Here is a 14,590-nt window from a genome sequence, read left to right as displayed (position 1 = left end):
GAAACCAATCCTAAGCTCTTTTTTGAAGTGCGTACATAACAAAAATAGAAGTGACAATCAACCAGCATCCTAGAATGGTGAAGACCAACATACCGTTTTGAGTCACCAAGCCAATCGCCCCAAGAATGAAAGGTGTCGTAAAGGCTCCAAAGCTACATCCTAGCACTGCAAAAGATGTTGCCTGATTAAGGAGCTTGGCTGGGATTCTTTCAGAAAGAAGCTGAAAGACAGTCGTCAAGGCCACACTGTAAGAAAAACCTGCCACAACACTTCCAACTACCATCACACCCAATGACGGAGACAAGGCAATCACAATCTGCCCCAATCCAAAGGTAATACCTGACCAAAGGAGCAACCTTTCTTTAAACAGAGAGATAAAAAAAGAAAAACTCACACCTGCCAAGATACCAATCAACTGCATGATACTTAAAACCAAACTCGATAACTGGGCATCCCCTAGACCTCTCTCCACCATCAGACTAGGAATACGAATGGTGATAGCTGTATTGGTGCAGACAACAACTGCTGCTTCGACAGCCAATAGAAAAATCAAGCCTTTCATCTGGCCTGTCAAACGAGTCGTTTCGGACTCTTTTTTCTTTGTTTCTTTCTTTTCCTTCCCATAAGGGACAAAGAGCAGATAAAGGAGCAATACTAAAAATCCAGCACTGTAGGCCAAGAAGGTCACTGTCCATCCCAAGGATAAGAGTTGACCTACCACTAGAGTCAAAATCGATGCCCCGACAACTTCTGCTGATCCGCGGAGGCCCAACATCTGAATTCGTGTCTTTCCATGATAGCGTTCGCTGATGATAGAAATAGCCTTGGCATTGATCATCCCAACACCCAAGCCAAATAAAATCCGCATCGCAAAGACAAAGTTGTACTCCTGATACCAGAAGGGAGCTGTTCCACCGATAGAGAGGATGAGAAGGCCCAGACTAATCTGAAGTCTCTCAGGAAACAACCGCTCCAAAAACCCATTTAAAACCAGCATAATCATGATCCCAAAAGAAGGGAGACTGACTAGGAGCTCGATTTGTTCCTTGGGGTAGCCTTGATAGTAGTCAAACATGGCTGGCAGAGCACTTGAGATGGAAAAGGAGGTAATCAAAACGAGGGAGAGGGCCAAAATACTAGCCCGTTCTAAATATTGTTTCATGGATTTTCTTTCTATACATTTCTCACTGTTGATCCTTTTAAAAGGAAGATGGCAAGAAAAGAAGGAGCCCGATTGAACTAGAGACTCCGTCCTAACTTTCCTAATAGGATGACTATTTTCGCTTGATTTGCTTGATCAGATAGAAGATGAAGCCTGCAACCATATAGGCTGCAAAAATGATCAAACACCATTTGATAACCACGTCCCAACCCTTGTTCACATTTAAAAAGAAATAAGGGAAGGGATTGTCCTTGGAATTCGGAATATTGAGTTTTAAGACCAAGCCATTAAACAAAGCAAAAATCATATAAACCAAGGGCAAGATGGTCCACAAGACTGGATCCCAGATCTTGTATTGACCCCGTTTATCAAAGAAGAGGGTGTCGGCTAAAAACCAGAGTGGAACGATATAGTGGCAAAGGAAATTTTCCACTCGGTAAAAGTCTGTCGCGATCGGTGCAAGCATAAAATGGTAAATCACACAGGTAATCATGATACTCATGGTGACGCCACCCTTGAGACGAAGCAAGGTCGGACTTTGCCAATTTTCCCCTGAGCGACTCATCACACGGAGTAGATAGCCCGTGAAAATCATTACCAAGAGATTAGACAACACCGTGTAGTAGAGAAGCATACCAAAACCACCGTGCTTGGTAATCTCTAAATAAACTCCTGTAAATGCCGCTAAGAACAAGAGCGCACGACTATAAAAGATAAATTTGTAGTTCGTTTTCATGGCTAGATTTTCTTAACAAACTCTGACTTCAATTTCATAGCCCCAAAACCATCAATCTTACAGTCGATGTTGTGGTCACCTTCTACGATACGGATATTTTTAACACGAGTTCCTTGTTTCAAATCCTTTGGTGCACCTTTTACTTTCAAATCCTTGATAAGAGTCACAGTATCGCCGTCGGCCAATTTATTTCCATTGGCATCGATAGCAACTACACCTTCTTCTACTTCTGCAACTTCAGCAGGATTCCATTCATAGGCACACTCTGGGCATACCAAAAGATTTCCATCTTCGTAGACATATTCTGAATTACATTTTGGGCAATTTGGTAAGTTGTTCATGGGTTCTCCTTATAACATTTCACTATTCTTTGAAAATCAAAATTTCTCGAACAGCAACTATTATACCGTAAAATCCCACTTTTGACAATGTGTCCTAAGTCCAGCAGACAAAAAAGTCATGCAACTTTTTACAGTTACATGACTTTTAAAAGATGATTGGTCATGGGCACTTATCAAGCACCTCATGATAAAAGGGGTAGTAACTATATCTTACAAACCAGGAGCTTGTCCAAGTTCTGCTGCAATCATCCAAACTGTTTTCTCAAGTTCATCCTTAGCACCAACAAAGATATCGTTTGTAACATCATCGCCTTCTTCGTCAGTCACATCCAAAGCTTTTTGGAAAAGAGTGATGAGGTAGCGATAAATCGCTAGAACACGTTCCAAGCTTTCTTCAACGTTACGGAATTCTCCTTCTTCTTCTTCGATTTCACTGTGTTGAAGGAATTCTGTCAAAGTTGAGTAAGGTTTGCCACCAAGGGTGATCAAACGTTCGCTGATTTCGTCAAGATAGCCATCAAGGCTGTCCATGTATTCATCCATTTTTGGATGCCATACGAGGAAACCACGGCCACGCATATACCAGTGAACTTGGTGAAGAGCAATGTGAGCCACATACAAGTCTGCTACCGCTTGGTTCAATACTTCCTTTGTTTTTGCCAATGCTACTGGCGCTGTTTTAGATAATGTTGTAACGTCTTTTACTGCTTCTTTTTTCAATTCAACCATATTTCTTACCTCTTTCATTTTTTTGTAACCATCTTCTTAGTGGTTACAATATAAGTATACTACTACCAGAAAACGATAGCAAGGAAAGTGTACTATCTGAGAAAAGTTGTAATAGACTGATAATTTAAGAATAGTCTGGACAGTTTTAATTAGCTGACTTGCTCGGATTTACTTGAAAATTGACTTTGATATAGGTCATAATAAAAACCTTTTGCTTGGAGCAAGCTTTCATGATTTCCCTGTTCAATAATCTGTCCATCCTTAAGAACGAGAATCTTATCCGCTTCTTGAATGGTAGAGAGACGGTGGGCGATGACAAAGCTGGTTCTTCCCTTCATCAAGCGTTTCATAGCTTTTTGAATCAAGAGTTCCAAACGGGTGTCAACAGAGGAAGTCGCTTCATCCAGAATGAGAATTTTAGGATTGGCTAGGAGAGCACGCGCGATGGTCAAGAGTTGTTTTTGCCCGAGGGAAATATTACTTGACTCTTGGTTCATCTCCATATTGTAACCGCCAGGAAGAGTCCGGATAAAGTGGTCTACATTTGCTGCTTTGGCGGCTTCTATTATTTCCTCGTCACTGGCGTCAAGATTTCCAAAACGTAGGTTTTCTTTGATCGTACCTTCATAAAGCCAAGCATCCTGCAAGACCATCCCAAACTGACGGCGGTAGTCTTGACGTGACAACTGTCGAATATCCTGCCCGTCAACCAAGATTGCGCCTGCTGTGACATCGTAAAAGCGCATAAGCAGATTGATCAAGGTCGTCTTACCAGCTCCAGTAGGACCAACAATCGCTACCATCTCTCCCGGTTGAACTTCTAGATTAAAGTCTCGAATCAATGGTTTGTTTTCAACATACTGGAAGTCAACATGTTGGAAGGTCACCTGACCTGTTAAGGGTTCAAGGATTTCGAGTTCTTCTCCCTTGACTTCCTCTGTCTCATCTAGGATGTCGAAGATGCGGTCTAGCGAAGACTTAGCACTTTGCATTTGACCCGCAAGTTGTGTGATGTTTTGGATAGGCTGGCTGACCTGCCAAACGTACTGAACAAAGGCCTGCATATTCCCCACTGTCAAACGACCCGCAATCACCTGTAAACCACCGAGAACTGCAACGATCAGATAGGTCAAGTCCGATACAGCATGAAGGGCTGGCATCATGAGCCCAGAGATAAAGCTGGCTTTAAAACCAACACGTTGGAGATCGTCTGTAATCTTAGAAAATTCTTTATGAGAAGTTTCCTCACGACCGTAGAGTTTCAAGACATTAAAACCTGTAAGATTTTCCTGCACATAGCCATTCATCCGTCCTAAAATAGCCGCCTGCTCTTTAAAATAAGGCTGAGAACGTTTCAGGATGCTTCTGGCACCAAAATAGGTCACTGGGATGGATAGAATCACTACTATAGCCAGTTGAAAGTTCAAGTATAAAACCATTCCCATGACGAGAACAATCGTCAAAACGGCATTGACAATTTGGAGAAAAGACTGTTGAAGAGCATTAGACACTGTCTCAACGTCACTGGTAAAGCGCCCCAACAAATCGCCAAATTGGTGTTTGTCAAAGAAAGACACTGGGATACGATTGATTTTCTCGGTCATTTCATTTCGCAGATCCTGAGTCATAGACTGGACCGCATTGGTCATGAAATAGTTGGAATAATAAGACCCAAGTTCATACAAGAGACCTCTAAAGAGGTAAATGATTAAAACAGTTCCGATGTAGCCAGTATTGATACGAGCGCCTGCAAGACCATTAGCCATATCTAAGAGATTCTTTGTCAACTCCGTAATGGCTAGCCCCAATACAAAAGGCTCCAAGACACTCATGACTACGCTTAAAACTTTTAGAAAGACTGCAAAAAAGACAGAAAAACGGTAGGCTTTCAAATAGCTCCACAAACGAGCCAAACTAGATTGTGTTTTCATATTTCCTCCTATTCTTCTGTTAGAGATGCATTTTTCAACTGCGACTCAGCAATTTCACGATAAATGTCATTGGACTCCATTAATTCCTCATGGCGACCGCGACCCACGATCTCTCCCTTATCCAGAACGATGATCTGGTCCGCATCCATAATGGTTCCGACACGTTGAGCAACAATTAAAACTGTAGCATTTTGAGTAACTTCCTTGAGACGACGACGTAAAATAGCATCCGTACGATAATCTAAAGCTGAGAAAGAATCGTCAAAAATATAGATATCAGGATTCTTTATAACCGCTCTGGCAATTGAGAGACGTTGTTTCTGTCCCCCAGAAAGATTGCTTCCACCTTCAGCTAGATGGGTCGCAAAGCCTTCTTCTCGGCTTTCGATAAAATCTTTGGCTTGCGCCACGTCCGCTGCCTGATGTAGATCTTTATGACTAGCATCTTCCTTCCCATAGCGGATATTTTCAGCGATAGTTCCAGTAAAAAGCAAAGCCTTCTGCGGGATAAAACCAATCTTTTGACGGAGAGACTTGAGGCGGTAATCCCTCACATCAACACCATCTACTTTAATTTTTCCAAGTGTGACATCGTAAAAACGAGGAATCAATTGCACAAGAGAGGACTTGCCCGATCCGGTCGATCCGATAAAGGCAATGGTTTCACCCGGCTTAGCGCTGAAAGAAATATTATGCAAAACAGGGTTTTCCGTCTCGCCAGGATAGGCAAAGGTGACATTTTCAAATTCCAAATAGCCGTGGGTTGCTGTCTCTCTGACGCCTCCTTCATTGGGATCAATAGAAATCGGCATATCCATGACTTCTTTCAACCGTTCACTCGAAACGGCTGTACGAGGATACATGGTGAAGAGATTGGATAGGAAAAGGAAGGACAAGAGGGCGTGGAAACTATATTCGATAAAGGCTACTAGGTCCCCAATTTGCAAGCTTCCTTGTTTGATAGGGTCCAGAGCAAACCAGACAATAGCTACAATCATGGCAATGATAATCTGAACAAACAAGGGTTCCGTCAAACCGGTTAGTTTAAACAGACGATTGGAATTAGCTGCATAGACTGCATTTTGTCCTGCAAAACGTTTCTCTTGAAACTCCTCACGGGCAAAGGCACGAATGACACGGAGTCCCATCAGATTTTCCCTGGCATATTGGTTTATCTTATCTAAGGTAGCCTGCTGTTTCTCTGATAATGGTCGAGTCTTGACCGCTACATAAATGACTACCACAGCCAAGAAAGGTACTGCAAAGGCCACTATCCAGGCTAATGACGGGCTGGTCAGAAAAATCATTAAGATACTAGACAGCATCATCATGGGAGTGATGACACCCAGTTTTAAGGTCTGTTCTGCAAATTGCATGAGAACAAAGGCATCACTGGTAATGCGAGTAACTAGTGAAGACACTCCAATCTTTTCATATTCATGATGAGAATACTCTTGTAATTTGGCATAGAGATCATCTCTCATATCCTTGACCATATTGGTCGTCAGCTTACTAGCAGCATAAGCCAAGACTATACGCCCCAAGGTTCCACATAGGATAATCACCAGCATAATTGCAGCCCAAACATACAATTGCTGTTCATTTCCTTTATTCACACCTTCATCAATCATCCGAGCCAGAACAGTTGGCAGTCCAAGATTGACGACAACAAAGAAAACCGCTCCAAAGAAATCCAAGAATAACCACTTGGGGTATTTTTTCAAATAAGACCAAATATAGAGCATAACTCCCCCTTTCATAACTTTTTGATATAGAAAAGAGCGCGCATCTGCACGCCTTTCTTTCCCTAAGGAACTTTCCTAGTCTAGAAAAATCCCTCTTTCACAAGAATGCTCCAATTAAAAATAAGACAGGCAGTCAAAGTCACTTAGTACTTTTAACTGTCTGTCTGGAATGAGCTAGATTATTTTACAAAATCAAGCAATGCCAAGAAGCTTTCAGCTTCAAGTGACGCACCACCAACAAGGGCACCGTCAACGTCTGGGCAAGCCATGTATGAAGCTACGTTTTCAGGTTTAACAGAACCACCGTATTGAACACGAACTTTGTCCGCAACTTCTTGACCGAAGTCGGCTGCTACAACGTCACGAACGACTTTACACATTTTTTGTGCATCGTCTTGTGAAGCTGATTTACCAGTACCGATAGCCCAGATTGGCTCATAAGCGATAACTGATGCAGCAACTTGTTCAGCTGTCAATCCAGCCAATGCAGCAGATACTTGAGCACCTACGAATTCAGCAGCTTTACCAGCTTCGTAAGTTTCAAGTGACTCACCACAACAAATGATTGGAAGCATACCGTTTGCAAAGATTGCTTTTGCTTTTTTGTTGATATCTTCGTCAGTTTCATGGAAGTAGTCACGACGTTCTGAGTGACCGATCACAACGTAGTCTGTACCGATTTCTTTCAAAACTTGTGGGCTAGTTTCACCCGTGAACGCACCTGCATTTTCAAAGTAGCAGTTTTGAGCAGCAACTTTAAGGTTTGAACCTTTAGCAGCAGCAAGAACAGCTGTCAAATCAACTGCAGGAGCTGCGATACCTGCTTCAACAAGGTCTGATGAAGGAAGTTTTGATGCAACGGCTTCAACGAATGCTTTTGCTTCTTCTGGATTTTTGTTCATTTTCCAGTTACCAGCGATAAATGGTTTACGTGACATTTCACATACCTCTTTTTTCATTTTATTCACTATTATTCTATCATATTTATAAGGAGCTTGCAAACCTTACTCTAATTTTCAAGATTTTTCAAGCGACTAATCTTGCCACAAATTCATGGCATCGAGGAAATCAGCCGAAGCCTGAACTTGTTTGGGATTGTTCGCTTCTCGCTCTGCTCGTTTGGCCTCCACCTGGGCCACAGACTGAATGCCTTCATGGCGCCAGTTTCGTAGGATTGCCTGAATGTACTTCCAGTTTGGTTTGCCATTAAAAACCGCCTCTCGGAGAGCTTCCTTGATCAAATCCGCCTTGATTCCATCTTCTTTGACAGTCTTAGAAAGATCTTCGATTTCAAATGGTGTTAATAAGCGTCCCAATTCCTGCTGAAAAGTTTCAACCAGATCCTTCAATTGATTTTGGGGGTTTGGGGCAGTTGTAACTGGAGTTTGGGTATCTAGCAAGCTATCCAAGCGTTCAAAAGCCAAACTAGCATCAAAAATGAGCTCAATTTCCCCATTTAGTTCAATGGTTCGATATTGTAGCAAACCATTTTCTGTCAAATTCGAAATGGATTGGTTGACATCTGCCACCTCTTTCCCAATGATTTCAGCAATCTGACTAGGTGAAACATCTCCTAAGGCTGTGGTATTTTGTAAATAGAAAAATTGCCAGACGAGAAAATCTTCGCTGGAAGGAAAGAGTTCCTTAAAATGCAAGAGCAGGGCACTTGGCAAAACCAAGTTCCCTGTTTTAAAAGCGTCAAAATATGTCATAATTCCTCTTATAAATATCCAAATGCAGCCGCATCATCCTCTACCTTTCTCCAGTCAAAAGGGGTTTCTTGATAAACTGCATAGTTTACCCAATTGCTAAAAAAGAGGGCAGCTGATGAAGACCAACAGAGACAGGGGGTCTCATTTACATCATCATTTTTAAAGTAGTTCTCTGGGATATGAGGGTCGAGTCCCGCCTCATAATCACGAAAATACTCTCTTGCCAAAGTGTCACGATCGTACTCCAAATGACCAAAACTATAAATCTCACGCAGATCTCGACTAGCTAAGATAGAAACCCCAACCTCAGGACCTTCTGACAGAATCTCAAGATTGGTCTTGTTTAAGATTTCTTCTTTCAAAATCTCAGTATGACGAGAATGAGGAGCTACATAGCGATCATCAAAACCTCTAAAAAGAAGGTGCCCCTCTTTTAAGGTATCCTGTGGATAAATTCCTGATAGTTTCCGATCCATCTGGTGCTTTTCAACGCCATAGCGAACATAAAGACCTGCTTGTGCTCCCCAACAGATATGCAGGGTTGAAAAGACATGCGTCTTGGACCATTCGATAACCTGCTTGAATTCCTCCCAGTAATCTACCTCTTCAAAAGGCAAATGCTCCACTGGTGCTCCCGTGATAATCATTCCATCAAAAAAGTCATCCTTGACCTCTGGAAAGGTCTTATAAAAGGTTTCCATATGTTCGGCACGGGTTGTCTTTGAATGATGCGTTTCCATATATAAGAAATCAATATCTAATTGCAACGGTGTATTAGCCAAGTGCCGCAAGAGTTGCGTTTCTGTCACCATCTTTTGGGGCATGAGATTTAAAATCAAAATCTTCAAGGGGCGAATATCCTGATGAGCGGCCCGTTGGTCGTCCATCACAAAGATATTTTCTGTCCTTAAAATCTCCACAGCTGGTAATTTTTTATCAAGTCGAATCGGCATAATACCCTCCTAACAGTTCTCTATTTCGGGAATGATCTTGTCTGTTTGAAAGCAAAAACCTCCAAATACTTCTTCCCTATATTATACTGTATGAAGATATAGTTTTCAATTATAGTTTTTCTCTAACTAGCTATAGTTAATTTATATAGCTGATGAAGAGAAAACAGCCCAAAGGACTGTTTTTTATTAATAATGCATAAGTACCTTGTAATCGTAATCTCCGATTTTTTCACGGCCTTTAAGCTCATCCAACTCAATCAAGAAAGCACAACCGGCTACAATTCCACCAAGTCTTTCAATCATCTCAATTGTTGCCTTGACAGTTCCACCTGTGGCCAAGAGATCATCTACGATGAGAACGCGTTGGCCTGGCTTGATTGCATCAGCATGCATGGTCAAGGTATCGATACCGTACTCTTTCTCATAGTCAGCAGAAATCACTTCACGTGGCAATTTCCCTGGTTTACGAACAGGTGCAAAGCCAATTCCCAACTCGAAAGCAACTGGGCATCCGACAATAAATCCACGAGCCTCTGGTCCCACAATCATGTCGATTTTCTTATCAGTTGCATACTGAACAATTTCACGAACAGCATAGCTATAAGCATTTCCATCTGCCATCAAAGGGCTGATATCACGGAAGGTGATGCCTTCCTTAGGATAATTTTCAATCGTTGCGATATAATCTTTTAAATTCATCTTTTTCTTTCTTTCAAAGTTTTTTACTCTCTATTATACCATATTTTCTGTGAAAGAAGAAGAGGAAACGCACTATTGCTACAAACCTGATCAATGAACTGATTTTTCTAAAAGGTCATACTCATAAAAAAACGAGCACTTTCGCACTCGTCTTCTCTTTTATAAACTACTGATTAAAGTGAGTTTACGTCAACTTTGATACCAACACCTTGAGTAGTTGTGATTGTCAAGTTTGTTACGTAAGTTCCTTTAGCTGTAGCTGGTTTTGATTTTTGGATTGTTTCGTTGAAAGCTTTGAAGTTTTCAACCAATTTTTCAGCTTCAAATGATACTTTACCGATGATTGCTTGAACGTTACCTGCACGGTCAGCACGGTAAGTGATTTTACCACCTTTAGACTCTTCAACTGCTTTAGCAACATCCATTGTTACAGTACCAGTTTTAGGGTTTGGCATCAAGTTACGTGGTCCAAGGACACGTCCAAGACGTCCAACAAGAGCCATCATGTCAGGTGTAGCGATAACTACGTCAAAGTCCAACCAACCGTCGTTGATTTTCGCAACAAGGTCATCTTCACCAACAAAGTCTGCACCAGCAGCTTTTGCTTCTTCAGCTTTTGCACCACGTGCGAAAACAAGAACGCGTGAAGTTTTACCAGTTCCGTTTGGCAATACCATTGCTCCACGGATTTGTTGGTCAGCTTTTTTTACGTCAATGTTCAAGTTGTAAGCAACTTCTACAGTTGCGTCAAATTTTGCAAAGTTAGTTTCTTTTGCAAGTGCTACAGCTTCTTCTACACTGTATGCTTTTGTGCTGTCGATTTTCTCAAGAGCAGCACGAAGTTGTTTGCTTTTTTTAGCCATTTTCTATTCTCCTTGTAAGTGGTTCAATCGATTTTCATCTCCCACGTCACTCCTCGAAATGATGAAGTCTTGCGGGTTTTCAGTCTATTATTTTCCTTTTCCTACTTCGTTCAGTTCCTTTGCTGTACCTAAGTACAAGCCTCAGTCACTTGCCTAGTATGAAAAGCAACTAATAGACTGCTGTGAGATTTTCTACTGTGTTATTGATTAGTCAACAACAGTGAATCCCATAGAACGAGCAGTACCTTCGATCATACGCATTGCAGACTCAATGTTTGCTGCGTTCAAATCTGGCATCTTAGTTTCTGCAATTTCTTGTACTTGTGCACGAGTAACTGTAGCAACTTTAGTTTTGTTAGGTGTACCTGATCCTTTTTCAACACCTGCAGCTTTTTTCAAAAGAACAGCAGCTGGTGGTGTTTTTGTAACGAAAGTAAATGATTTGTCTTCGTATACTGAGATAACAACTGGAATGATCATACCAGCTTGGTCAGCTGTACGAGCGTTGAACTCTTTTGTGAATCCCATGATGTTGATACCAGCTTGACCAAGAGCAGGTCCGACCGGTGGAGCTGGTGTAGCTTTACCAGCAGGGATTTGCAATTTTACAAGTTTTTCGACTTTTTTAGCCATTTTTAAATCCTCCTTTGTGGTTTTGGCGGTAATTAGAGATTTTTACCTCCCACAAGTATGCTTTACACATACCTTTCTATTATACACTATTTATCTAAAAATGCAAGAGAAAAATTACTTTTTTAATCGACGTAATCGCCACCTTCAAAGCCATAGTACTCTTCCAAACTGAGACCACTTGCAGCAATTTCTTTGGCTTCTTTTCCGACGTAGCGAAGATGCCACTCTTCTGCCATATAGCCAGTCTCTTTTTCCTTGCCTTTGAGATAGCGAACAACAAAGCCATAGTCAGCCGCATGATCCAAGAGCCACTGGGCTGCCTTCTCCTCTGTTACCAATTCTCCATTAGTCCCGATCAAATCAAAAGCAAGACCTGTCTGGTGTTCACTGTATCCAGGGCGAGCTGAGTAGCGATCTGCTGCTTCCTTACCATCTTGGTTCACATAGTCTTGATAAAGTTTGGTTTGAGTTTCATAACTTCTAAAACCACTGTAATGATCGCTGATCGGGTAGCCAGCTGCTTGCATTGCTGCAATGAGCTTCAGCAACTCCGCTTTAGCTGTTGGATTTTCTCCTGGATTATAGTCTTTTGACAAAGGATAGTGCTTATTAGCTATGACGATTTCATCGTACTTCCCTTGAATACTATAGTAGTCTCCCTTATTGACAACTTCTGCCTTCTTCTGACTAGAGGCTTGAGATTTGCTCCCTACAGTTCCTTCAGGTTGACTAGTTTGTTCCGTTTTTTGAGTGTTTTCTTCATTTTTAGGTTTTTCTTGAGAACATGCTGCTAGGGTTACTGCCAGCAAACCAGATAAAACGATGTATCTTTTTTTCATTTTTTCTTCCTCTCTTATACCAAGTGCTTCTCTAATTCATCGGATAAGGCTTTAATCATTTGTTCCAACTCATGGGATTTCACTTGGCAATCTTCTGCCGCCATTTCTTCCCAGGGTACCCACCAGACTGGACCACGGCCATTCAATCCATGCCCCTTCATATCACCTGACCGTCTTGGAAAGAGGTGCCAGTGAGCGTGGGCATCTCCATTTCCTAGAAGTTCGATGTTCATCTTTTCAGCTTTAAACGTTTTGGCGACAGCTTCTTGGACCAAACTCATTTCCTCTAGAAAACGAAGTTTTTCAGAAGTCTCCATATAGTGGAGTTCTGTGACATGCTCTTTTGCTAAAAACAAGGTATAGCCCTTAAAGTATTGGTGGTCTCCAATAACAACATAGCCTGTTTCTAGTTCTTTTACAAAGTAGGGATTTCCCCCTGCCTTGATCCATTCAATTCTTTGACAAATCAAGCACATATTAGTCTACCAATGCACTCTTGAGATAAGCATCAACCATACGCTCAGTCGCCACGACCGAATCAATGTGTGTTCGTTCGTAAGAGTGACTGGATTCAATACCAGCTCCAAGGAGGGCATGTTTGACCTCTGCTCCAGCTGACATAGCTGCCGAAGCGTCCGAACCATAAAATGGATAGATATCCAACTTAAATGGAATATCTTGCTCCTTCGCCAAAGCCACTAAATGTTGACGGAAGTCATAGTGATAGGGACCTGAAGCGTCCTTGACACAGATAGACACTGTATACTCATCCGTCTGCTGGTCATCGCCCATAGCTCCCATATCTACAGCCAGATATTCCACTACCTGAGCTGGAATATTGGAGTTGGCACCATGGCCAACCTCTTCAAAGACTGAAAAAGCAAAATGAGTTGTTACTGGCAATTCAATCCCCTCTTCCTTATAAACACGAAGAAGATTGAGCAAAATTGCCGCGCTAACCTTGTCATCCAAGTGACGAGACTTGATAAAACCAGTCTCTGTCACGACAGTTCTCGGGTCAAAACTGATAAAGTCGCCAACCTCGATGCCCAAGGCGCGAGTTTCTTTTTCATTGGTTACTTTTGCATCCAAACGCACTTCCATATTGTCCTGTGTGCGTTCAGCAGTTCCCGCATCTTTGTAGACATGGCAAGAAGTTTGATGGATAAGAATAGTCCCAGATACCTTTTGACAAGTGCTAGCCACATGAACCGTACAGTTCTCCCCTTCAATCATGTTCCAAGGGAAACCACCGATACGATCTAATTTGAGACGGCCATCTGGTTTGACAGCACGGACAATAGCACCCAGCGTATCCACATGGGCAGTCACATAACGTTGTTGCTCATCATTTTGACCTTTAATGGTCACATTGACACCGCCCTTAGCTGTACGAACAGGCTGGTAACCAAGTTTCTCTAAAGTATGGACTAGATAGTCTGAGATCTCACGAGTAAAGCCTGTTGGAGATGCAATTGCGGTTAGTTCTTTGATATATTCTACAGTTTGATTCATTTCTTCACCTCTTCCTAACATTATATCACTTTTCTAGTCAGACTCCTTCTCAAAAGGAGAAAAACTGTGTTTAGTTGCTTTCACTATAGATACATGTTATAATACAAATACTTTGATTATAAAAGGAAAGTAAAAATATGAAATCATACTTTAAAGTATCACTAGCCCTTGTAGCTTCACTTGTCCTCCTACTCGGATGTTCCAAACAAGCATCAACACCTGCTAGCAGCAGTAGCAAAGAAGACACAACAACTCAGTCAAGTGAGAGCAAACAAAGCAGCCAACAATCATCTGAAAAGAAAGATGAGACAGAAACTCACACATTTGTCCACAATAGCAAACCTGGGATTCATTCTACCTTGACTTATACTGTGAAGGGAGATGACGTTGTAAAACAAACTGTTCATAATGTACTTGAACCTGAAAAACTTAATAATACTGCGGAAGGTATTAAGGAAATTGTTGACGATACTTATAAAGGTTATGAAGGGGTCAAAGGGGTTACACAAAAAGTTGAAATTCAAGACGAAAAAGTTATCCAAAGCATCGAGGTTGACATGACTGTCGCAAGTCTTGACGAATTGAAAAAAGCAATGCCGAACGAATATTCTGGTATTGGAAACCGTGTAAGCTTTGCTGCCTCGAAAAAAATGCTTAAAGAAGCTGGTTATACTGAACAAACTAACTAATGAGTCGTGCTCATACAAAAAATTCTTGGTCGATGACCAAGAA

Annotated in this window: 16 protein-coding genes; 1 reads left to right on the top strand and 15 read right to left on the bottom strand. The window is 41.7% G+C overall.

Translation table 11 applies throughout. From position 1 onward, the window contains the following. Window positions 1–10 precede the first annotated feature (10 nt). The 15 genes from PG086_RS02745 to PG086_RS02675 all read right to left on the bottom strand — a co-directional run bounded on the left by PG086_RS02745 (window position 11) and on the right by PG086_RS02675 (window position 13,858). The gene (locus PG086_RS02745) at window positions 11–1,162 is read right to left on the bottom strand and encodes an MFS transporter (RefSeq protein ID WP_270747731.1); all 1,152 of its coding nucleotides are present in this window, start codon (window positions 1,160–1,162) and stop codon (window positions 11–13) included. A gap of 112 nt (window positions 1,163–1,274) precedes the next feature. Further along, on the bottom strand, window positions 1,275–1,898 hold the full coding sequence (locus PG086_RS02740; RefSeq protein ID WP_270747730.1) for a Pr6Pr family membrane protein: 624 nt from the start codon (window positions 1,896–1,898) through the stop codon (window positions 1,275–1,277). 2 nt (window positions 1,899–1,900) lie between these two features. Then, window positions 1,901–2,239, bottom strand: a complete 339-nt coding sequence (locus tag PG086_RS02735) for a zinc ribbon domain-containing protein YjdM (RefSeq protein WP_001061598.1) — start codon at window positions 2,237–2,239, stop codon at window positions 1,901–1,903. A gap of 210 nt (window positions 2,240–2,449) precedes the next feature. After that, a complete protein-coding gene (locus PG086_RS02730; RefSeq protein ID WP_270747729.1) occupies window positions 2,450–2,968 on the bottom strand; it encodes a Dps family protein in 519 nt (172 codons plus the stop codon). Window positions 2,969–3,117: 149 nt separating this feature from the next. Continuing rightward, entirely contained in the window at window positions 3,118–4,899 is a 1,782-nt protein-coding gene (locus PG086_RS02725) for an ABC transporter ATP-binding protein (RefSeq protein WP_270747728.1), read from the bottom strand. Between the two features lie 8 nt (window positions 4,900–4,907). Further along, complete coding sequence (locus PG086_RS02720; protein WP_270747726.1) at window positions 4,908–6,644, bottom strand: ABC transporter ATP-binding protein; 1,737 nt, start codon at window positions 6,642–6,644, stop codon at window positions 4,908–4,910. 179 nt (window positions 6,645–6,823) lie between these two features. Beyond that, the gene (gene tpiA, locus PG086_RS02715) at window positions 6,824–7,582 is read right to left on the bottom strand and encodes a triose-phosphate isomerase (RefSeq protein ID WP_000087899.1); all 759 of its coding nucleotides are present in this window, start codon (window positions 7,580–7,582) and stop codon (window positions 6,824–6,826) included. Between the two features lie 96 nt (window positions 7,583–7,678). Then, entirely contained in the window at window positions 7,679–8,356 is a 678-nt protein-coding gene (locus PG086_RS02710; RefSeq protein WP_270747725.1) for a DnaD domain-containing protein, read from the bottom strand. Window positions 8,357–8,364: 8 nt separating this feature from the next. Further along, on the bottom strand, window positions 8,365–9,309 hold the full coding sequence (metA, locus tag PG086_RS02705) for a homoserine O-acetyltransferase MetA (RefSeq protein WP_033583487.1): 945 nt from the start codon (window positions 9,307–9,309) through the stop codon (window positions 8,365–8,367). Between the two features lie 186 nt (window positions 9,310–9,495). After that, window positions 9,496–10,008 (bottom strand): adenine phosphoribosyltransferase, encoded by a 513-nt coding sequence (locus PG086_RS02700; protein ID WP_001049315.1) that lies wholly within the window; start codon window positions 10,006–10,008, stop codon window positions 9,496–9,498. Between the two features lie 173 nt (window positions 10,009–10,181). After that, window positions 10,182–10,871 (bottom strand): 50S ribosomal protein L1, encoded by a 690-nt coding sequence (gene rplA / locus PG086_RS02695; RefSeq protein ID WP_001085676.1) that lies wholly within the window; start codon window positions 10,869–10,871, stop codon window positions 10,182–10,184. Between the two features lie 207 nt (window positions 10,872–11,078). Beyond that, window positions 11,079–11,504 (bottom strand): 50S ribosomal protein L11, encoded by a 426-nt coding sequence (gene rplK / locus PG086_RS02690; RefSeq protein WP_001085808.1) that lies wholly within the window; start codon window positions 11,502–11,504, stop codon window positions 11,079–11,081. A gap of 122 nt (window positions 11,505–11,626) precedes the next feature. Beyond that, the gene (gene ldcB / locus PG086_RS02685) at window positions 11,627–12,343 is read right to left on the bottom strand and encodes an LD-carboxypeptidase LdcB/DacB (protein WP_061453363.1); all 717 of its coding nucleotides are present in this window, start codon (window positions 12,341–12,343) and stop codon (window positions 11,627–11,629) included. A gap of 14 nt (window positions 12,344–12,357) precedes the next feature. After that, window positions 12,358–12,819, bottom strand: a complete 462-nt coding sequence (locus PG086_RS02680; protein ID WP_270747718.1) for an HIT family protein — start codon at window positions 12,817–12,819, stop codon at window positions 12,358–12,360. Between the two features lies 1 nt (window position 12,820). Next, on the bottom strand, window positions 12,821–13,858 hold the full coding sequence (locus PG086_RS02675) for a M42 family metallopeptidase (protein WP_270747717.1): 1,038 nt from the start codon (window positions 13,856–13,858) through the stop codon (window positions 12,821–12,823). Between the two features lie 137 nt (window positions 13,859–13,995). Between PG086_RS02675 and PG086_RS02670 the strand changes: the two genes are divergently transcribed. Continuing rightward, entirely contained in the window at window positions 13,996–14,547 is a 552-nt protein-coding gene (locus tag PG086_RS02670) for a DUF1307 domain-containing protein (RefSeq protein ID WP_270747716.1), read from the top strand. Window positions 14,548–14,590 lie beyond the last annotated feature (43 nt).

It is taken from the genome of Streptococcus halitosis, assembly GCF_027691175.1.
Lineage (GTDB): Bacteria > Bacillota > Bacilli > Lactobacillales > Streptococcaceae > Streptococcus > Streptococcus halitosis_A.
This window is presented reverse-complemented; position numbering and strand designations above follow the sequence as displayed.